General features: G+C 73.6%; 17 protein-coding genes. 9 read left to right on the top strand and 8 right to left on the bottom strand.

The window, feature by feature from the left end; all coding sequences use genetic code 11:
• Nucleotides 1-52 precede the first annotated feature (52 nt).
• The 3 genes from A6V29_RS19825 (at nt 53) to A6V29_RS19815 (ending at nt 3,217) form a co-directional block, all read left to right on the top strand.
• Complete coding sequence (locus A6V29_RS19825; protein WP_137161905.1) at nt 53-1,159, top strand: glycosyltransferase family 4 protein; 1,107 nt, start codon at nt 53-55, stop codon at nt 1,157-1,159.
• Nucleotides 1,160-1,254: 95 nt separating this feature from the next.
• Nucleotides 1,255-2,235 (top strand): GDP-mannose 4,6-dehydratase, encoded by a 981-nt coding sequence (gene gmd, locus A6V29_RS19820; RefSeq protein WP_137161904.1) that lies wholly within the window; start codon nt 1,255-1,257, stop codon nt 2,233-2,235.
• A 1-nt stretch (nt 2,236) separates the two neighbouring features.
• Entirely contained in the window at nt 2,237-3,217 is a 981-nt protein-coding gene (locus tag A6V29_RS19815) for a GDP-mannose 4,6-dehydratase (RefSeq protein WP_137161903.1), read from the top strand.
• A 6-nt stretch (nt 3,218-3,223) separates the two neighbouring features.
• On the opposite strand, the gene A6V29_RS19810 is transcribed toward A6V29_RS19815, so the two are convergent.
• The 4 genes from A6V29_RS19810 to A6V29_RS19795 are packed head-to-tail and all read right to left on the bottom strand — an operon-like array spanning nt 3,224 to nt 8,167.
• Nucleotides 3,224-4,693: a glycosyltransferase family 4 protein gene (locus tag A6V29_RS19810; RefSeq protein WP_137161902.1), complete on the bottom strand. Its 1,470-nt coding sequence runs from the start codon at nt 4,691-4,693 to the stop codon at nt 3,224-3,226.
• Entirely contained in the window at nt 4,690-5,892 is a 1,203-nt protein-coding gene (locus A6V29_RS19805; RefSeq protein WP_137161901.1) for a glycosyltransferase family 4 protein, read from the bottom strand. Before A6V29_RS19805 ends, A6V29_RS19810 begins: the two co-directional genes overlap by 4 nt.
• 39 nt (nt 5,893-5,931) lie before the next feature.
• Complete coding sequence (locus A6V29_RS19800; RefSeq protein ID WP_137161900.1) at nt 5,932-7,179, bottom strand: ABC transporter ATP-binding protein; 1,248 nt, start codon at nt 7,177-7,179, stop codon at nt 5,932-5,934.
• 4 nt (nt 7,180-7,183) lie between these two features.
• Nucleotides 7,184-8,167: an ABC transporter permease gene (locus A6V29_RS19795; RefSeq protein ID WP_137161899.1), complete on the bottom strand. Its 984-nt coding sequence runs from the start codon at nt 8,165-8,167 to the stop codon at nt 7,184-7,186.
• Nucleotides 8,168-8,354: 187 nt separating this feature from the next.
• Between A6V29_RS19795 and A6V29_RS19790 the strand changes: the two genes are divergently transcribed.
• The 5 genes from A6V29_RS19790 (at nt 8,355) to A6V29_RS19770 (ending at nt 14,956) form a co-directional block, all read left to right on the top strand.
• The gene (locus A6V29_RS19790; RefSeq protein ID WP_137161898.1) at nt 8,355-9,374 is read left to right on the top strand and encodes a glycosyltransferase family 4 protein; all 1,020 of its coding nucleotides are present in this window, start codon (nt 8,355-8,357) and stop codon (nt 9,372-9,374) included.
• Nucleotides 9,371-10,282, top strand: a complete 912-nt coding sequence (locus A6V29_RS19785) for a hypothetical protein (protein ID WP_137161897.1) — start codon at nt 9,371-9,373, stop codon at nt 10,280-10,282. The genes A6V29_RS19790 and A6V29_RS19785 overlap by 4 nt, the downstream gene beginning before the upstream one ends.
• Nucleotides 10,279-11,568 (top strand): class I SAM-dependent methyltransferase, encoded by a 1,290-nt coding sequence (locus A6V29_RS19780; protein WP_137161896.1) that lies wholly within the window; start codon nt 10,279-10,281, stop codon nt 11,566-11,568. The genes A6V29_RS19785 and A6V29_RS19780 overlap by 4 nt, the downstream gene beginning before the upstream one ends.
• Before the next feature lie 71 nt (nt 11,569-11,639).
• Nucleotides 11,640-13,202 carry a hypothetical protein gene (locus tag A6V29_RS19775; RefSeq protein WP_137161895.1) on the top strand — a complete coding sequence of 521 codons (1,563 nt, stop codon included), beginning with the start codon at nt 11,640-11,642 and terminating at the stop codon, nt 13,200-13,202.
• A 212-nt stretch (nt 13,203-13,414) separates the two neighbouring features.
• Nucleotides 13,415-14,956 carry an LCP family protein gene (locus tag A6V29_RS19770; RefSeq protein WP_137161894.1) on the top strand — a complete coding sequence of 514 codons (1,542 nt, stop codon included), beginning with the start codon at nt 13,415-13,417 and terminating at the stop codon, nt 14,954-14,956.
• Nucleotides 14,957-15,082: 126 nt separating this feature from the next.
• Here the strand turns inward: A6V29_RS19770 and dprE2 are convergent, their stop codons facing one another.
• The 4 genes from dprE2 to A6V29_RS19750 are packed head-to-tail and all read right to left on the bottom strand — an operon-like array spanning nt 15,083 to nt 18,699.
• On the bottom strand, nt 15,083-15,838 hold the full coding sequence (gene dprE2, locus A6V29_RS19765; RefSeq protein ID WP_137161893.1) for a decaprenylphospho-beta-D-erythro-pentofuranosid-2-ulose 2-reductase: 756 nt from the start codon (nt 15,836-15,838) through the stop codon (nt 15,083-15,085).
• Nucleotides 15,835-17,190 (bottom strand): decaprenylphosphoryl-beta-D-ribose oxidase, encoded by a 1,356-nt coding sequence (gene dprE1 / locus A6V29_RS19760; protein ID WP_137161892.1) that lies wholly within the window; start codon nt 17,188-17,190, stop codon nt 15,835-15,837. The genes dprE2 and dprE1 overlap by 4 nt, the downstream gene beginning before the upstream one ends.
• A complete protein-coding gene (locus tag A6V29_RS19755; protein WP_212719675.1) occupies nt 17,183-18,166 on the bottom strand; it encodes a decaprenyl-phosphate phosphoribosyltransferase in 984 nt (327 codons plus the stop codon). Before A6V29_RS19755 ends, dprE1 begins: the two co-directional genes overlap by 8 nt.
• A complete protein-coding gene (locus A6V29_RS19750; RefSeq protein ID WP_137161891.1) occupies nt 18,163-18,699 on the bottom strand; it encodes a phosphatase PAP2 family protein in 537 nt (178 codons plus the stop codon). Before A6V29_RS19750 ends, A6V29_RS19755 begins: the two co-directional genes overlap by 4 nt.
• A gap of 91 nt (nt 18,700-18,790) precedes the next feature.
• Between A6V29_RS19750 and A6V29_RS19745 the strand changes: the two genes are divergently transcribed.
• On the top strand, nt 18,791-19,633 hold the full coding sequence (locus A6V29_RS19745) for a TIGR03089 family protein (protein ID WP_249933367.1): 843 nt from the start codon (nt 18,791-18,793) through the stop codon (nt 19,631-19,633).
• Nucleotides 19,634-19,727: the final 94 nt, after the last annotated feature.

The following is a 19,727-nucleotide window of genomic DNA, read 5'->3' as shown; positions in this document are numbered from 1 at the left end:
GACCCGACCCTAGGTCCCGGGCGTGCGGTGCCCCTGCGGGACGATGCCGTGCGTGCGAATCGGACTGGACGCCACCCCGCTGCTCGGCCCCCGCACCGGAGTGGCCCGGTACACCGAGGAGCTCCTGCGCGGGCTGGCCGCAGGCGGTGGCGATGACGTCGTGGCCACCGCCTTCACCTTCCGGGGCGTCGACGCGCTGCGCGCCGCCGTCCCTCCGTCCGTGGAGGTCCGGGCCCGCCGCCTGCCGGCCCGCGTGCTGCGCCGGTTGTGGAGCACCGTCGAGTTCCCGCCCGTCTCCTGGTCCTCGGGCCGGGTCGACCTCTTCCACGCCACCAACTTCGTGCTGCCGCCCGTGGGGCGCGCCACCGGCGTCGTCACGGTCCACGACCTCTCCTTCCTGCGCACCCGCGGCGCCGTGGACGCCGCCTCGCTGGCCTACCGCGAACTGGTGCCGCGCAGCATCGGGCGGGCCGCCGTCGTCCTCACGCCCAGCCAGGCCGTCGCCGACGAGATCACCGCCGAGTACGGCACCGACCCGGCGCGGGTCGTCGCCACCCCGCTCGGCGTCTCTCCCGGCTGGCTCGACACCCGCCGTCCCGACCAGGCATGGCTCGCCGCCCGCGGCCTGCCCGCCGACTACGTGGTCGCCGTCGGCACCCTCGAGCCGCGCAAGGGGCTCCAGACGCTGGTCGACGCCTTCGACCGGCTGCTCCGCAGCGATCCCGAGGCGCCCTCCCTCGTGCTGGTCGGACCGCAGGGGTGGGGCGCGGCACTGGACCTGAGCCGACTGCCGGCCGGCAAGGTCCACCTCACCGGCTTCCTGGGCGACGACGAGCTCCGGCAGGTGGTCGCGGGCAGCCGGGGGCTGGCGTTCCCCTCGCTCTACGAGGGTTTCGGCCTGCCCCCGCTGGAGGCGCTGGCCTGCGGCCGCCCCGTGGTGGTGAGCGACCTGCCGGTCATGCACGAGGTGCTCGCCGAGCACGGCCGCTACGTGCCGGTCGGCGACGTCGACGCGCTCGCCGAGGCGATCGGCCGGCTGCCCCGCGAGGACGACGAGCCGGCGCAGTCGGCCCGCCGGCTGCACGCCTCGACCTTCACCTGGGCGCGGTTCGCCGGCCAGATCCGTGCCGCCTACGACGGGGCCCGCTCAGGCGGGTGACATCGCCGGCGGTGCGCCGGGGCGGAGCCCGCCGCGTGGCTAACCTCTGCATGCCGCGGCTGACCGCTGCGGAACGATCGCGACGAGGAGCACACATGCCGACGGCCTTGATCACCGGCGTCACCGGCCAGGACGGGCTCTACCTGAGCGAGTTCCTGCTCGCCAAGGGCTACGAGGTCTACGGCCTGGTCCGCGGGCAGAACAACCCCAAGGTCGACACCGTCGCGCGCATCCCCGGCCTGAAGCTGCTCTTCGGCGACCTGACCGACCTGCCCAGCCTGCTGCGCGCGCTGCACACCGCGCAGCCGGACGAGATCTACAACCTCGGCGCGATCTCCTTCGTCGCCTACTCCTGGGAGAACGCCCACCTCACCTCCGAGGTCACCGGCATGGGCGTGCTCAACATGCTCGAGGCCACCCGGCTGTTCTGCGGTGACGACCCCTCCCGGGTGCGCTTCTACCAGGCGTCGAGCTCGGAGATGTTCGGCAAGGTGCAGCAGGTCCCGCAGTCCGAGGCGACCCTGCTCTGGCCGCGCTCGCCCTACGGCGTGGCCAAGGTGTACGGCCACTACATGACGATCAACTTCCGCGAGTCCTACGGGATGCACGCCTCGTCGGGGATCCTGTTCAACCACGAGTCCCCGCGCCGCGGTCCGGAGTTCGTCACCCGCAAGATCACCCGCGCGGTCGCGCGCATCCACCTGGGCCTGCAGGACGTCGTGGAGCTGGGCAACCTGGACGCCCGCCGCGACTGGGGGTTCGCCGGCGACTACGTCGAGGCGATGTGGCTGATGCTCCAGCAGGAGCAGGCCGACGACTACGTCGTCGCCACCGGCGAGACGCACTCCATTCGGGAGTTCCTCGACGTCGCGTTCGGGCACGTCGGCGTGCACGACTGGTCGCCCTACGTGCGGCAGAACCCGGCGTTCATGCGGCCCGCCGAGGTCGACCTCCTGGTCGGCGACGCCGCCAAGGCCCGGACGGTGCTGGGCTGGAAGCCGAAGGTCGGCTTCGAGCAGCTGGTCACGATGATGGTGGACGCCGACCTGGCGGAGCAGCGCGGTCTGGCCGGCTGACGTGGCCACCGCGCTGATCACCGGCCTGACCGGCCAGGACGGCGGGTACCTCGCCGAGCAGCTGGCCGCGGACGGGCACACCGTCCACGGCGTCGTCTCCCCCGCCCACGACCCGGACGGCATCCCCGAGCACCTGCGCGCGCTCGGTGACGCGCTCGTCGTCCACGAGGCCGACCTCCGCGACCTCGACGCGCTGACCGCGCTGGTGGACGAGGTGGCGCCCGACCTGCTGTTCAACCTGGGCGGGATGTCCAGCGTCGCCGCGTCCTGGGAGGACCCGGTCGGGACGCTCGACGTCAACGCCCGGCCGGTCCTCGGGCTGCTCGAGCACCTGTTCCGGCGCAGCGAGCGCGGCGCGGCGCCGACCAGGTTCGTGCAGGCGTCCAGCGCCGAGGTGTTCGCCGGCTGCGGCCGGACGCCGATCGACGAGAGCTGCCCGGTCGACCCGGTCAACCCCTACGGCGCCGCCAAGGCCCTGGGGCACCAGGCGGTCGGGATGTACCGGCAACGCGGCCTGCACGCCAGCTCCCTGGTGCTGTTCAACCACGAGTCGCCCCGGCGGCCCGTCCGCTTCGTGACGCGCAAGATCACCGCCGGCGTCGCCGCCATCGCCGCGGGCCGGGCCGACCGGCTCACCCTCGGCAACCTGGCGGTGCACCGCGACTGGGGGTGGGCGCCGGACTACACCCGCGCGATGGTGCTCGCCGCGACCGCCGAGGCCCCGGACGACTACGTCGTCGCCACCGGCCGGGCGCACAGCCTCTTCGACCTCGTCGAGATCGCGTTCGGCGAGGTCGGCATCACCGACTGGCAGCGGTACGTGGTCTCCGACGCCGCCCTGGTGCGTCCCGCGGAGGCCGACGTGCTCGTCGGCGACTCGACCAAGCTGCGGACCCGGCTCGGCTGGGCTCCCACGGTGGAGTTCCGCGAGATCGTGGCGGCGATGGTGGCCGCCGACGTCGCGGCCCTCGCCGAGGACTGAGGTCCGCTAGCTGCCGGCCGCCGTCGGCTCGGCCCCCGTGGCCCCCGGCTGCTTCGCCCCGGCGCCCTTCCCGTCGGCCTGCCTCGCCTCGGCTGCCGCGCGCGCCTCCAGTTCGAGAGCGGTGACGGTGGCGGCCTGCAGCTCGTTGAGCCGCTGCACGATCGGATCGATCTCGAAGGCGGTCGCCTTGCGGAGCATCCGCTTGACCAGCCGCACCGAGCGGCGCCCGTGGTTGGTGTCCGGCGGGCCGATGTGCGGCAGCCGGCGCAGCGGTGCCGACCGACGTCCCGCCTCGGCCACGACGGCCGCGCCGGCCGTGCGCTCCCCCGCGGGCGCCAGCCCGGTGAGCGACGGGCGGCTGGACGCCCGCTGCCGCACGCGCTCCTGGAGCCCGGCGCGCAGATCCTCGCCCTCGGGCGGCAGCTCCTCCGCCCAGCTCGCCGTCGTGGGGAGGTTCCCCGCGGGAAGACGCTCGATCATCGCCGCCCGCAGCTCGACGTCGTCGTCGACGAGCCGGACGTCGGACCGGGCCGCCGCCTGCTCGGCCAGCCCGCCCACGCGGGTGGCGATCACCGGCCGGTCGAACAGCGCGGCGCGCTCCATCACCCCGGAGGACCAGATGTTGCGGTAGGGCAGCACGACGACGTCGGACGCGACGATCCAGCGGTCGAACAGCTCGTCGCTGACGTAGCCGGAGTGCAGCGTGGCCCCCTCCACCGTGTCGGCGAGGTCGACGAGGTCGGCGTGGTGGCGGCGCATGTCCGGGTCGTCGGTGCGCACCGAGCCGACCACGTCGAGCCGGGCCCCGCCGGAGGCCAGGCCGTGGAATGCCCGGATCGCCCGGTCGAACCCCTTCGACGGCTGGATGAAGCCGATCGCCAGGAAGACGAAGGCGTCCGGCTCGATCCCGAGCGACGCGCGGGCCTGCTCGCGGTCCAGCTGGGTGTGCGGGCGGAAGTCCGCGCCGTGCGAGATCAGCTGCACGCGCGCCGGGTCGACGCCGAAGTCCGCGACGAACGCCGTCCGCTCGGACTCCGTGTGCACCTTGATCGACTCCGGCAGCCGCCACAGCCGCCGGGCGGCCAGGCCGTCGGGCCGGCGCGGGTTCCCGTGCCGCCCGTCGATCTCGTGGACGACGACCTCCAGCCGCCGGGCCAGGGCGAACGGCAGCGCGAGCGCCAGGCTCTCGGCCATCCGGGACCGCGGGTCACCCGGATCCGGGTAGAAGAAGTCCGGGTGGAACTGGACGATCACCCGGTCGTAGTCGCGGATCCGCTTGGCCAGGGCCAGGGCACCTCGGGGCCCGCGCAGGTCCAGGTGGTGGTGCGCGGCGCTCGGCCCCGGCGAGAGCACCTCGACGTCCAGGCCCTCGCGGCGCAGGGCCCGCACCGTCTGCAGCGCGTAGGAGGCGATCCCGTCCCGGACCGGGGGGTACGGGGAGATCATCAGCACCCGCTCGCGGCGGTCGGTGGTCACGCCGTCGTCCACGTCGTCAGCCCCTTCTCGACCCCGTCCAGGACGCGATCCCACGTGTAGCTCTCCAGCACGTAGTCGCGGCCGCCCTTCGCGAGCCGGCGCGCGACGTCCGGCGCCTCGGCGACCAGGCGCAGGCACTCCACGAACTCGGCCTCGTCGTCGTACACCAGCCCGGCGCCGGAGCGCTCGCAGTGCCACCGGACGACGTCGCTGCCACCGTTGGCGATGACCGGGGTCCCGGCCAGCCAGGCCTCCATGACCGTGCGCGAGAACGCCTCGTACCGGCTGGACTGGATGTAGGCCTCCGCGGCGGCGAAGGCGTTGTCGCGCTCGGCGTCGGGGAGGAAGCCCAGGTCGAACACGCGCCCCTCGAGCGACGGCGGCGGGTTCACCTCGCCCGAGCCGAAGGTGACCAGCGACAGCGGCAACCCGCCCTCGACCGCCCGGCCGAACGCGGCGAGCATGTCCTCCCAGCCCTTGGCGCCTTCACGGCGCCCGGCGTACAGGACGAACCGCTCCGGCAGGTCGTAGCGCTCCCGGAACCCCTGCGGGTCGTACCCCTCGGGGACCTCCACGCCGCAGCCGACGACGTCGTGCGGCGCGAGCTTGGGCGCGACCCGGTGGGCGAGCTCGTGCTCCGGCTCGGTCTGGAAGTACATGCCGGCGATGCCGGAGAACACCGGCTGGAAGACCTCCAGGTAGGCGGCCGGCTCGTCGTGCAGGCAGGTCCACAGGACGCTCTTCTCCGGCAGCAGCTGGCTGCCGGCGTAGGCGGGCCAGAAGACGTAGGGCCCGTAGATCAGCGCCCGGTAGTCGTCCCCGTGGTCGAGCAGGTGGTGGTACATCTCCGGCGAGCGCATGTTCGCGTTCATCCACCGCTGCTGCTCGACCAGCCCCAGGGGCTGACCGGTGGCGACGGCGTGGTTGAGCCATCCGCGCTCCGGGTCGTCGTCGAACACCGCGGGGAACCGCCGGACGTTCAGTCCGCCCTCGACCGACTCCCCCGTCGGCAGCACGTTCTCCCAGCCGAAGTGGTCCAGCGCGGCCGTGGTCAGCACCTCGACGTCCCAGCCGCGGGCGCTCAGCCGGCGGCCCATCTCGGCCAGCACGATCTCCGCCCCGCCGACCATCCCCTCGCCGTACCGGGCGGGCACGACGGCGATCCGGCCGCGGCGGTCGGACGGCTCGATCGAGCTCATCGTGTCTCCCTCTGTCGGTGTCCTGCCGCGGCGCACACGTCAGCGCTCACCGGCAGCCGTCTCCAGCGGAACTCCACCACGCAGGACGTCCTGGCCCGCGAGCTGGTACCCCGGCCGCAGGTGCACCGTCCCGTCCTCGACGACGTCGGTCACGACGCGGAACGTGGCCAGCCGGTTGACCCGGTGGTAGACGGTGCGGTTGCCGGTCGAGGCGACGGCGATGCTGACCTGGTAGACGCCCTCGGCGAGCGGCATCTCCGGGAAGTGGACAGTGACGTCCTGGCGCTCCCCGGTCAGCTCGGGCAGCACGACGCCCTGCAGGTCGCTGTTGGAGCCCCACACCACCTGGCCGCCGCTGTCCTCGATGGCGACGCCGACGATCCAGTCGTCCAGCGCGCGGCCGGGGTCGACCCGGAACCGCACCTGCAGCCCGGCGCCGGACGGCAGCGTGCGCACCGGGCGCCCGTCGGCGTCGGCGACCGACACGTCGGAGATCGTCACCCGCCGGTTGCCCTCGGCGGCGGTGTCCACGTTCTTCTGCTCCTCGGCCTCCTCGGCGGCCTGGTTGAGGTCGCGGAAGGCGCGGACGGCCTCGGTGGGGGTGCCGTCCACCAGCTGCCGGCCGTGGTCGAGCAGCACGGCGCGGTCGCACAACTGGCGCACCTGGTCCAGCCCGTGGCTGACGAACACGATGGTCCGGCCCTCGCGCTGGAAGCGCCGGATGCGGTCCAGGCACTTGCGCTGGAACGGCTCGTCGCCCACCGAGAGGACCTCGTCGACCAGCAGGATCTCCGGATCGACGTGCACGGCGACGGCGAACGCCAGCCGCACGTACATACCGCTGGAGTAGAACTTCACCTGGGTGTCGATGAAGCTCTCGATGCCGGAGAAGTCGACGATCTCGTCGAAGTACTGGTCGGTCTGCTTGCGGGTGAGCCCGAGGATCGCGGCGTTGAGGTAGACGTTCTCCCGGCCGGTCAGGTCGCCGTGGAACCCGGCGCCGAGCTCCAGCAGAGCGGCCAGCCGGCCGCGGCGCTCGACGTAGCCGGTGGTCGGCGTGAGGATGCCGCCGATGATCTTCAGCAGCGTGCTCTTGCCCGAGCCGTTGTGACCGATCAGGCCGGTGGTGCTGCCCGCGGCGAAGGTCAGGTCGATGTCCCGCAGCGCCCAGAAGGACTCGGCGTTCTCGCGCGAGCGGCGGGCGTTGACCAGCCGTTCCTTGAGCGACTTGTCCTTGCGGAGGGCGAACTGCTTGCTCACGTCGCGGACGCGGATGACGTCGGTCATGGGGTCACAGCTCCTGGGCGAAGTTGCCCTGGGACCTGGCGAAGACCCGCTGGGCGAACCAGACGAAGACGAGCCCGAACGCGATCAGGACGCCGAGGCGCAGGTACAGGTTCCCGTCGTAGTAGAAGGCGGCGCCGGCCTCGGTCTGGCCACCCGGCCAGAGGGCCCGCTGGAAGGCCAGGACGACGTTGGCCATCGGGTTGGCCAGGTAGACCTGGAACAGCCAGCCCAGGTCGTTGTTCTCCGTCAGCGTGGTGCGGACCTTGGTCCAGTCGTAGACGATCGGCGTCATCCAGAACCACAGCAGCAGGCCGACCTCGACCAGGTGGGTCACGTCGCGGAGGAAGACGTTGCTCGCGGCGAGCAGCAGGCCGAGCCCCACGGCGAACAGCACCAGGGCGAGCAGCGCCAGCGGCACCAGCCCGAGGTTCTCGACCGAGGGGAAGCTCCAGGTCGCGACGTAGGCGACGACCAGGATGACCGCCTGCAGCAGCCCGTTCACCAGGGCCGCGCCGACGACCGACAGCGGGAACAGCTCGCGTGGGAAGTACACCTTCTTCACCAGGCCGGCGTTGCCGACGATCGAGCTGGTGCAGCCGCCGATGATGTCGGTGAACAGCGTCCAGGCCAGCAACCCGGTGAACAGGTAGATGCCGAACTGCGGGATGACGCGTCCGGAGCCGAGGAAGACGCCGATCGCCACCGCGTAGACCAGCAGGTAGAGCAGCGGTCGCAGCAGGGTCCACACGAACCCCAGGACGCTGTCCTTGTACTTGACCTTCAGTTCCTTGCGGATGAGCTGGCCGAGCAGCTCCCGGTAGGCCCACACGTCGCGGACGGTCGGCCAGAAGCCCCGCCAGAAGGAGACCGGCTGGTTGACCCGTTCCATCGGGAGGTCCTCGAGGGACGTCTCACCGGCTCCCGCGGCGGGTCCGATGGTCCGCGTGGTCACCGCCGGGGCGGTGACACCCCCGAGCTGTTCTGGCATGGCAGCGATCGTACGGACCGGTCCGCTCCGCGCCGCGGCGCCGAAGGGGGTGTGCCGCACGGCTGCGTGATGCGCCACACCCCAGGGCGCTCACCGCCCACGTCCGTCCCGTCGGTCACGCGGCCCAGCGGTTAGGGTTCCGGACGAGGATCGGGGGGCGCCCCAGGACGGCACGGGAGGCGGGCACGTGGACATCGTGGTGTGCGGCGCGCAGAAGCCCTTCGTCCGGGGCGGCGCCGAGCAGCACCAGGAGAACCTGGTCGCCGCCCTGGAGGACGCCGGGCACCGGGTGGACCTGGTCCGCCTGCCGGTGGCCTGGGAGAAGGGCCGGCTCTTCGACTCCCCGCTCGCCTGGCGCATGGTCCCGATCGACGCCGACCTGGTCATCGCCACCAACTTCCCGTCGTACTTCGTCCAGCACCCCAACAAGGTGGTGTGGCTGCTGCACCAGCACCGCGGCGCCTACGACGGCTTCGAGGCCGGCGCGACCTGGTCGGACTTCGCCCTGGACGACGTCAGCCTCGAGGAGCAGCGGCTGATGACGGAGTGGGACGTCGCCGCGCTGTCCGAGGCCCGCCGCGTGTTCAGCAACTCCCGGGTGGTCAGCGAGCGGCTGGCCCGCTTCAACGGCCTGGACAGCACACCGCTGGCCCATCCGCCGCCGCTGCACGACGAGCTGCACCCCGGCGAGTTCGGCGACTACGTCCTCTCCGTGCAGCGGCAGGAGGCCAACAAGCGCCCGCACCTCCTCGTCGACGCGATGGCCGAGGTCCCCGCACCCCTGCGCGCGGTGATGGCCGGCCGCGGCGAGCTCCTCGAGGAGACCCGCGGGCGGGTGCGGGACGCCGGGCTGACCGGACGGGTCGAGCTGCCCGGCTTCGTACCCGACGCGGAGCTCGTCGAGCTGTACGCCGGCGCGCTGGCGGTCGTGTACGTGCCGGAGGACGAGGACTACGGCTACACGACGCTGCAGGCCTTCTACGCGGGCAAGCCGGTCGTCTGCGCCGCCGACTCCGGAGCGGTGCTGGACTGGGTGGAGGACGGCGTCACCGGGCTGGTGTGCGACGGGACCCCGGCCGGCCTCGCCGCGGCGCTCCGCACGCTGGCCGAGGACCGGGACCTGGCGCGGCGGATGGGCGAGGCGGGCCGCGAGCGGGTCGCGCGCCTGTCGTGGGCCGACGTCGTCGCCCGGCTCACGGACACGTGAGCACACCGCCCCGCCTGGCCGTCCACGTCGGCCGGGACGTCCCCGCCGGGCTCGCCGCGGTGCTCGCCGCCCTGCCACCGGGCGTGCAACCGGTCGCCGCGTCCGAGCGCGAGCCGCTGCCGGAGAACACCCGCGCCCACCTGTACTGCAGCGACGCACTCCCCCGCCGCCCGGCGACCCCCTACGCGGTCTGGCGGATCACCGGAGCCGAACCGGGCGGGCCGGACGAGGTGCCGGTGCTCGCGGACGAGGAGTCCGGGGACGTCCGCGGCGGCGAGCTGCGGGTCTCCCTCCGCGAGTGGCACGAAAACGCCCGGCCGGTCCTGCCGTTCACCCGGGCCGGGTTCCGCCGGCTACGCGGGCTGCCCGAGCGGCTCGTCGGCGTGGCCGGCCCCGACGGCGTCTCCTGGGGTCCGCCCGGCGAGCAGTCCGTGGCGGCACCAGCGGAGCTGTGGCCCACGCTGGCCGCGCTGTCGTCGGCCGTCGTCGCCACCGGCGAGGAGCTCTGGACGGCGCTCACCTGGGCAGCACCGGCCGTGACGGACCCTGCCACGGCCCGCCTGCTGGCGCTCGTCCCGGACGAGGAGGTGCTCGTCGGAGACGATCCGGCGAGCCGGCGCTGCCTCGCCGCCGAGCTGGCCGCCGACGACACGCGCGCCGCCGTCCTGGCACGGCGGGGCTGGCAGGCGGTCCGCTCCCGCCGTCCCGCGGCGGTGGCTGCCGAGCTGTGCCGCCGCCTCGGCATCGAGCGGCGGCCGCACACCCCCGTGACAGGGTTGACCGCGGCGCTGGACGCCCTGGGCACCCCACCGCAGAGCCTCGTCCGTCGCCGGGCCCGTGCGGCCACCGCCGGGCTTCCCGGTGCGGTCACCGCCGGCTGGCTGCCGGACCGAGAGGAGCACCCGTGAGCACCCCCGACCCGCTCAGCCCCGAGGCCGCCGAGCTGCTGCGCAGCACGGCGGAGGCGGAGTCGCCGGCCGAGCCGGGACCTCGCCGGGACGGCGTCGCCGCACGGCTGGGCGCCCGCGGACGGCGGGTGGCCGGCCGCCTGGCCCGACGCGGACTGCGACCGGTGATCGAGCGCGCCCAGGTCGAGGTCGGCTCCCGCGTGCACCGGATGGTGACCGAGGCGCTGGACGCCGACCCGGCCCTCGGGCAGGTGCGCGAGGTCTCCGAGCGCGGCGGTCTGGACCCGGCTCGCGCCCGCGAGCGCGACGAGGCCGTGCACAGCGCCCACGTCAACCTGGAACTGCTCAAGGGCGAGCTCCGGCACCTGCAGGTCACCCTCGACGAGCTGGGCATGGCGCTGGCCCCCGGCACGGGCCTCGCCGGCGCCGGCGCCCGCTACGCCGAGCTGCGGGAGTCGGTCTACGCGCTGGAGCGGCGGCTGCGCAGTGCCGGGACCACGCCCGCCCCTGCCGAGCCGGCGTCGACACCCGCCCCTCCTCCCGCGGATCCGAACCGGGAGGTCCTGTCGTCGACGCTGTTCGACTACGTCGGCTTCGAGCGGCGCTTCCGCGGCGACCCCGACGTCATCCTCGGCACCCTGGTCGACCGCTACGGCGAGCTGCTCGCCGACCACCAGCCGGTCGTGGACATCGGCTGCGGCCGCGGCGAACTGCTCGGGATGCTCGCCGAGCGCGGGCTGGAGGTCATCGGCATCGAGCCCGACCCGGGCATGGCGGCCGAGGCCCGGGCACGCGGGATCACCGTGCACGAGCAGCTGGCCGGCGAGTGGCTGCGCTCGGTGCCCGACGGCTCGGTGGGCTCGATCATCACCACGCACGTACTGGAGCACCTCGAGCTCGACGACATGATCGAGCTGCTCGAGCTCTCCGCGGTCAAGCTGGCCCCGGACTCGGTGTTCATCAGCGAGACACCGAATCCCCAGTCGCTGATCGTCCTGGGGAACTCGTACCTGCTCGATCCCACGCACGTGCGCCCGCTACACCCGAGCCTGCTCGCCTTCCTGTGCGAGAAGGCCGGCTTCCGGGACGTCCGGCTGCAGTTCTACAGCCCGGCCGAGGGCTACCACCTCCCCATGGCTGACCTCGACGGCCACGAGGACGCCCCGGCGTGGGCCCGGGAGCTGGCGGCCACGATGAACCAGGGGTTCGCGAAGCTCAACGAGGTGATCTTCGGGCCCCAGGACTACGCGGTCATCGCGCGTACGCCCCCGGCGGCGGACCACTGAGCTCCGCGCCGCACCCCGACTCCACCCGGACCGGCCGCCCGCGGTGGGTGCTGCCGCTGGCGGTGCTCGCGGTGGCGCTCCCGTTCCTGACCGTCGCCGTCCGGGCCGCGACCGGGGTCGAGGACTCGTTCAGGTACGGCGGGGACCAGGCGGTGACCGGCCTGGCGGTGCACGAGGCGAGCCACCTGGAGCGCTGGCTCGGGCCCTACTCGCGGTACGGCTGGTCCCATCCCGGGCCGCTCTGGTTCTACCTGATGGCACCGATCAGCCGGCTCCTCGGCGGGGACGACGCCGCGCTCATCGCGGCCAACGTGCTGGTCAACGGAGCGTTGGCGGCCGCCGTGGTCGTGGCCGCCAGCCGGGCCCGCCGCCCGGCGTTCACCCTCGCCGTCGCCGCGCTGGTCCTGCTGTTCGTCCTGCGCATGCCGCCGGAGATGTTCGTCGACGCCTGGAGCCCCTACGTCCTGCTCATGGGCACCCTGCTGTTCCTGGTCCTCGCGGCCGGGCTCCACACGGGCAGCTGGCCGGGGCTGTTCGCCATGCTCATCGCCGGCAGCCTGCTGGTGCAGGCGCACGTGGGCACCGCACCGCTGGTCGCGGTGGTCACCGCGACCGGCGGGATAGCTCTGTACCTCGCGCGTCGAGGCGGCCGCGGAGCGGCGGACCCCGCGGATGCGGTCCGATCCCGCCGGTGGACGATCGGGCTCGCCGCCCTGCTGGTGGCCGTGTGGCTCCCTCCGCTGCTCGAGCAGGTCTCGGCGCGGCCGTTGAAGGAGGGGAACCTCGCCCGGCTGGTCAGCTTCTTCCTGCACCACGAGGAGCCGGGCGGGAACCCCACGCTCGCGGAGGCCGTCGTCGCCGTCGGGCGCCTGATCTCCATGACCCCCTACGGCTGGGACACCGGGCCGCTGGAGATGGACGTCGACGGCCTGCCCGTCGCGGTCGCCCTGGCCCTGACCGCCCAGGTCCTGGCGTCGGCCGGGCTGGTCGCCCTCGGTGTGCGGTGGAGCTCCCGGCCGGGCACGTGGTGGGGGGTGGTCACGCTCGTCGCGCTGGCGGCCGCGATCGGGTCGGCCGTGACCGTCACCGGAACCCTGTACTGGTACCTGGTCGTGTGGGTCTCGGTGCTGCCGGTGGCCACCGCCATCGGCTGGGCGCACCTGCTGCTCGAGCGCCGGGCGGTCGGACGCGAGCGGAGGCCGGTGCTGGTCGGGCTGACCGTCGTCGCCGCGGCCGGCACCGTCGCTGCGGCGGCGTCCCTGGTCGACGTCGTGGCGGACCTGCCCGAGTCCACCGAGGTCACCGACGCCTACCGGTTGGTCGAGGCAGGGCTCGCCGACGTCGAGGAGCGCACCGTGCGGCTCGACATGCAGCCGCACGAGCTGTGGCCGGTCGGCGCCGGGGTGGTCCGGGGCCTGGTCTCGGACGGCTGGACCGTCACCGTGGACCCCGAGTTCGCGAACATCTTCCACGACAGGGGTGCCGCCCCGGGGACGGCGCCGGTGGATCTGGTGCTGGTGTCCACCGGGGGCGCCGAGCACGAGCGGGTCCTCGGCGAGACCGGCGCGCGGGAGGTGGGGACCTTCGCCTCCCAGTACGGCGAGGTGTCGGTCCTCGTCCGCGACGGCGGCTGAGCGGTCGCCGGGAGGAACCGGTCCCCCACGTGGCTCGCCGCCGCGTTCCTCGTGTGACGTGGTGGACGCGTGTGGTGGCGCGGAGCAGGACGCGACGCGTTGGTCAGCCGCCCGGCCGGTCACGGACCGTATCGTCCCCGTGACTGCGCCGCCGGGAGCCGACCCTCCCGGACGCTCTCCGCGAGCCGGCCCACCCCCACGTGAGGACCTGCATGACGGACAACGCCGGCCGCTCCGGGAGCCGCCCCCTGCCGCCTCGGCTGGATCCGCGCGCCGGTGCGCCGTCCCGCCGGGACCGCAGGAAGGCCGCCCGGATCGAGCGGGCGGAGGACGGCCCCCGTCGGGGCCGTCGCGGCCTGGTCGCGGCCGGCCGGCTGGTGACCGCCGTCGCGTCGGTCGCCCTCCTCGCCGGCAGCGGCTGGGGCTGGTACCTGGGCCAGGTGGCCGATGCGAGCATGACCCGCACGGACGCCATCCCGGACAGCGGGAACGAGGGCCTCGGCGACGCGATGAACCTGCTGCTGGTGGGCAGCGACAGCCGGATCGGCGCGACCGACGCGGAGCTCGCCGCGCTCAACACCACCGCGAACGACGGCACGAACACCGACACGATGATCCTGGTGCACGTGCCCGCGGACGGGTCGACGGCGTCGTTCGTCTCGTTCCCCCGCGACTCGTACGTGAAGATCCCCGGCTACGGGTGGGACAAGCTCAACGCCGCCTACGCCTACGGCTACTTCCAGGACGCCGGCGACGACGCCACCGACGCCGAGCGCCAGGCCTCCGGGGCCCAGCTGCTGATCAAGACGATCAGCAGCCTCACCGGCCTTGCGATCGACCACTACGCCGAGGTCGACCTGCTGGGGTTCTTCAAGCTGTCGGAGGTCGTCGGCGGCGTCGAGGTGAACCTCTGCACGGCGGTCAAGGACTCCTACTCGGGCATCGACCTGCCCGCCGGCCCCCAGGTGCTGCAGGGCGAGCAGGCGCTGGCCTTCGTCCGCCAGCGGCACGGGCTCCCCCGCAGCGACTTCGACCGGATCATCCGGCAGCAGACCTACGTGGGCGGCATGATCCGCAAGCTCATGGCCGACGACGTCCTGCTCGACCTGGGCAAGCAGCGTCGGCTCGTCGAGGCGGCGGCCGAGTCGGTGACCGTCGACCAGTCGCTGAACCTGCTCGACCTCGCCGCCCAGATGCAGTCGGTCCAGCCGGACAAGATCCACTTCCAGACGGTCCCCTACATCGGCGACGACAGGGACGCGCAGGACCGCTACATCCTCCGGCTGGAGGACGAGGACGTCCTGCACGCCTTCTTCGCCGACCTCTCGGCCGACCCCGAGCCCGCGCCCGGCACCCCCGTCCCGACCGAGGAGGCGCCGCAGCCGGTTCCGGCGAGCGAGATCCCCGTCGCCGTCTACAACGGCTCCGGCACGTCCGGGCTGGCCGCGACGACGGCCGCCGAGCTCGAGGCGCTGGGCCACCCGGTGACCGGCACGGGCAACGCCGACAGCGCGGGCTACGACGTGACCGAGATCCGGTACGCCGCCGGCGACGAGGGCCTCGCGGCCACGCTCGCCGCGGCGATCCCGGGGGCGATCACCGTCGTCTCGGAGGAGCCGTCGGCCGGCACGCTGCACCTGGTGCTGGGCTCGGACTTCAACGGTGTCGGGGAGGCGGTGACCGCGGCCGCGCCGGTCGAGGTCGTGCAGGGCGAGGACCCGCGCACCGCCGCGGACACCGACTGCATCAACTGAGCCGCGCGGCGCCTGCCCGGGTCGCCTCCCACCTCACCGAATCGGAACCTCCCTCGCCGTCGACGGTGAGGGAGGACCCGTGTTGATCAGCGACCCTGATCAACACGGAGCCCGGGGGGGCCTTCGTCAGAAGGGGAGCTTGCGGAAGATCGCGCGGGGCGTGTGCCGCAGGCCGCTCATGACCCAGCGCATCGCTCCGGGCACCCACACCGTGTGCCGGCCGGCCCGCACGCCGGTGACGATCGCCTCGGCCACCGCCTCGGGCGTCGTCGACAGCGGCGCCGCGGGCAGGCCCTCGGTCATCTTCGAGCGGACGAACCCCGGGCGGACGACGAGCACCGAGACGCCCGAGCCGGCCAGCGAGTCGCCCAGGCCGGAGAAGTACGCATCCAGCCCGGCCTTGGTGGAGCCGTAGACGTAGTTGGACCTGCGGGCCCGCTCCCCCGCCACCGAGGAGAGCGCGACGATCACGCCGTGGCCCTGCGCGCGCATCCGGTTGGCGAGCTCGGTGCCCACGACCACCGGCGCCACGTAGTTGACCTGCCCGAGGGCGGCGACCGCCGCGGGGTCGGTGGCCAGCCGCTCCTGGTCGCCGAGCTGGCCGAACGCGATCACCGCGATGTCGACGTCCCCACGGGCCGTGGCTGCCGCGACCATCCGCGCGGGCGAGTCCGGATCCTCGGCGTCGAAGTCCACGACCTCGACGTCGGCGCCGGCGGCGCGGAGCTCCTCGGCCACGGTCGCGCGGCGCGGGGTGTCCCGGGCCGCCACGACGACGCGCAGCGGGCGCTCGGCCAGGTAGCGGTGCGCGGTGGCGACGGCGATGTCGGAGGTGCCACCGACCAGCAGGAGCGATCCGGGCGAACCGAGGGCGTCGATCACAGGGAGAGCCTCCTGGCCAGGTCCGAGGTGAACACGCCGTCCGGGTCCAGTCGCTCGCGGACGGCCCGGAAATCGGCCAGCCGGTCGTACATCCGCTCGAAGGCCTCGGGGCGCACGCGGGAGTCCTTGGCCAGGTAGATCCGGCCCTCCGCGGCGACGACGAGTCCGTCGAGGTCGTCGAGCAGCCGCGCCAACCCCTTCTGGACCGGGATGTCCAGGGCCAGCGTCCACCCCGGCGAGGGGTAGGACAGCATGCCCGGGTTGCCGGGCCCGAACCGCTTGAGCACGGCGAGGAAGGACGCCGTCCCGAACGAGCTGAGCCGGCCGAGCGCCTCGCGCATCGCCTCCTCCTGCCCGAAGGGGACGGTGAACTGGTACTGGACGAAGCCGCGCGGGCCGTAGATGCGGTTCCACGACCCGACGGCGTCGAGGGGGTGGAAGAACGTCGGGATGCTCTGCAGCTGATCGCGCTTGCGCGTGGGCGCCTTCCGGTACCAGACCTCGTTGAACGCCGCGACGGTGGCGAGGTTGAGCAGGCCGGGCGGGAAGACGTCGGGCACCGACAGCTTGATCGAGCCGCGGTAGGCCAGCGGATCGGTGCGGCGCTTCTGCGGCAGCTCGTCCAGCGTCGCGAACCGGCCCCGGGTGACCACCGAACGCCCCATGCGCCTGCCCTTGGCCAGCGTGTCGATCCAGGCGACCGAGTACTCGTACAGGTGGTCGGTCTCGCTGAGCAGCGTCATGAGCGAGTCGAGGTCGGGGGTGCGGTCGGTGTCGACCAGGCAGCGCGAGGTCTCGATCCGCTTCAGCTGCACCTGAGCCCGCAGGATCACGCCGGTCAGGCCCATGCCCCCGGCGGTGGCCCAGAAGACGTCGGGCTCCTGCTCCGGGCTCACCCGGCGGACCTCGCCGTCGGCGGTGAGCAGGTCCAGCCAGCGGACGTGCTGGGCGAAGCTGCCGGCCACGTGGTGGTTCTTGCCGTGGATGTCGGCGCCGATCGCCCCGCCGACGGTGACCAGCCTGGTACCGGGCGTGACCGGAACGAAGAAGCCCTGCGGGACGAAGCGGTTCATCAGCTCGTCGAGCGAGATCCCCGCCTCGACCTCGACCAGTCCGGTCTCCGGGTCGAAGGCGAGAACCCGGTCGGCCGCGGTCATGTCGAGGACGTGCCCGCCGGCGTTCTGCGCCGCGTCGCCGTAGCTGCGCGCCAACCCCCGGGCGACGACGCCGCGCTCGCCGGCGTCGCGGACGATCGAGCGCACCTGGTCGTCGTCGTGGACGGGGGTGAGCACGGCACGGGTGGGCGCCGTCCGCCCCCATCCGTTGAGCAGCGTCGTCGCGGGTTCAGACAAAGAAGACTCCCAGGGCCACCGTCGCCACCCAGACGACACCGAGGCAGAGCAGGACGCGGTCGCGCAGGACGATCTCCTCCGGGGCACCGGCCGCGCCCTTGTCGACGTCGACCGCGTATCGCAGGATCGCCATCACGAACGGGGCGATGGAGATGGTCGACCAGGGGATGCCCTCCTGGACCTCGCCCATCTCGAAGGCCCACAGGCTGTACGCGGTGACCGCGACGCCGGCCGAGAGGCTCCACACGAAGCGCAGGTAGCTGGCCGAGTACTCCTTGAGCGTCTGGCGGGTCTGCGCGGCGTCGCCCACGAGCACGAGCTCGGAGTAGCGCTTGCCGGCGACCATGAACAGCGAGCCGAACGCGGCCACCAGCAGGAACCACTGCGAGAGCAGCAGGCCCGCGGCCACACCGCCGGCGATCCCGCGCAGCAGGAAGCCCGACGCGACGACGGCGAGGTCGATCACCGGCTGGTTCTTGAGGAACACGCAGTAGGCCAGCTGGATGACCACGTAGCTGCCCAGCACGAGCGCCAGTTCCGGTCGGGTGAGCAGCACCGCCGCGGTCAGCGCGACGGCGATGAGCACCACGGCCATCGCGACGGCCAGCCACCGCGGCACGATGCCGGCGGCGATCGGCCGGAACCGCTTGCGCGGATGGCGCCGGTCCTCCTCGACGTCGATCGAGTCGTTGACCAGGTACACCCCGGAGGCGGACAGGCAGAACAGCACGAAGGCGATCGCGGTCGGGCCCATCACGTCGGGGTTGAAGATCTCCCCGGCGGCCAGCGGCACCGCCAGCACGAGGACGTTCTTCACCCACTGCCGGGGCCGCAGGGCGCGGACCAGCCCCCAGGCGAAGCTGCCGCGGAAGCCCGGCAGCCGGGGGGCGAGCGGCGGCGAGGACGCGGGCTCGGTCGCCTCGTCCGGCGCGGCCGTGTGGGCGAGTGCGGGACTCGACTGGGGGTGCACGGTCACGCCTTCCTGCCTGCGGGTCCGGTCAGGCGACGCCGCACGACGGTCGCGACGCCGGCACCGAGCACCGCGCCGGACACCACGTCGGACGGGTAGTGGACGCCCAGCAGTACCCGGGAGACCAGCATCGTCACCGTGACCGCCACCATCGGGGGATGCCCGATCATCGGGCCGTAGCCGACGGCGGCCGCCGCCGTCGAGCAGCTGTGCGCGCTCGGGAAGGAGAGCCGGCTCGGCGTCGACACCAGGGCGGGCACGTCCTCCAGGGCGGGCCGCACCCGGCGGACCACGCGCTTGACCACGACGCCGGCGGCGTGGGCGGCCACGACGCCGGCCATGCCCGCGGCCCACTCCCGACGCCGCCCACCGGCAGCCCACCCGGCCGCGCCGAGGGCGAGCCAGCCCAGGGCGTGCTCGCCGAAGTGCGACAGCCCCTGAGCGACCGGCACGGCCGGCGTCCCGCCGAGCGTGCGGCGCGTGGACCGGAGCACCGCATGGTCGATGCGGGTCAGGGCAGCGCTCGGTCCAGCTGTCATCGAGTGACGACTGTAGCCGCAGGGGCCCTCGCACCGCCGGGCTCGCAGACCGGACTGCTCCCTCCGGGTGGGTGCCTGTCAGGCTCTCCCCGTGCCCATCACCCCTCCCGGCGCCGGGGCCGGTGCGTCCCCGGAGCTCCTGCCGGCCGGGCTGCTGTCCGCCGCGCTCCGGCGGGCGGCCGCCACGCCGCTGCTCACCTTCTACGACGACGCCACCGACGAGCGGATCGAGCTGTCGGCGACGACGCTGGCCAACTGGGTCGCCAAGACCGCGAACCTCCTCCAGGACGAGTGCGACGTCGGGCCCGGCAGCACGGTGGCCCTCGCGCTGCCGGTCCACTGGCAGACGGCGGCGGTCCTCCTCGGGGCGTGGAGCTGCGGCGCGACGATCCTCGACACCGCGCTCGAGGACGACGGCCGGACGGCTGACGTGGACGTGGTCCTGGCCGCCCAGGACCGGATCGCCGCGCTGGAGGAGGCCGCGGGCGATCGACTGCCCGACGAGTTCTGGGGCCTCTCCCTGCATCCGCTGGGTCTCGGGATGACCGGCTACGTCGGTCCGGCCCGCGACTTCGCGCTCGAGGTGCGCGTGCACGGCGACGAGTTCGTCCCCTACGAGCAGCCCGATCCCGCGGCACCCGGGCTCGTCGCGGGCGGCGTGACCCTCACCCTCGCCGGCCTGACCGCCGCGGCGACCGAGCTGGCCGGCCGCCTGGGCCTCGCGGAGGGCGACCGCGTCCTGGTCGACGACCAGCTCGCCGCCGAGGCCGGCCCCGTGGTGTGGCTGCTCGCTCCGCTCGCGGTGGGTGCGTCGATCGTCCTGTGCCGGAACGCCGCCGCCGACCGGCTGCCGTCGCGAGCCGCGACGGAGCGCGTGACGGCTACCCTCGGCGTGCGGATCGAGGGCATCCGCACCCTCGGCCGGGACGACTAATGGGGCTTACCGAGCCCGCTGGTGTCTGGCAGGTTCGGCGCCGGTAGCGGCCGGTGGGTCAGCACTCTCGACGACTGGAGCGCTTGGATTCCTA

The organism is Blastococcus sp. CCUG 61487 (genome assembly GCF_005222955.1).
In the GTDB taxonomy this organism is placed as follows: Bacteria; Actinomycetota; Actinomycetes; order Mycobacteriales; family Geodermatophilaceae; genus Blastococcus.
This window is presented reverse-complemented; position numbering and strand designations above follow the sequence as displayed.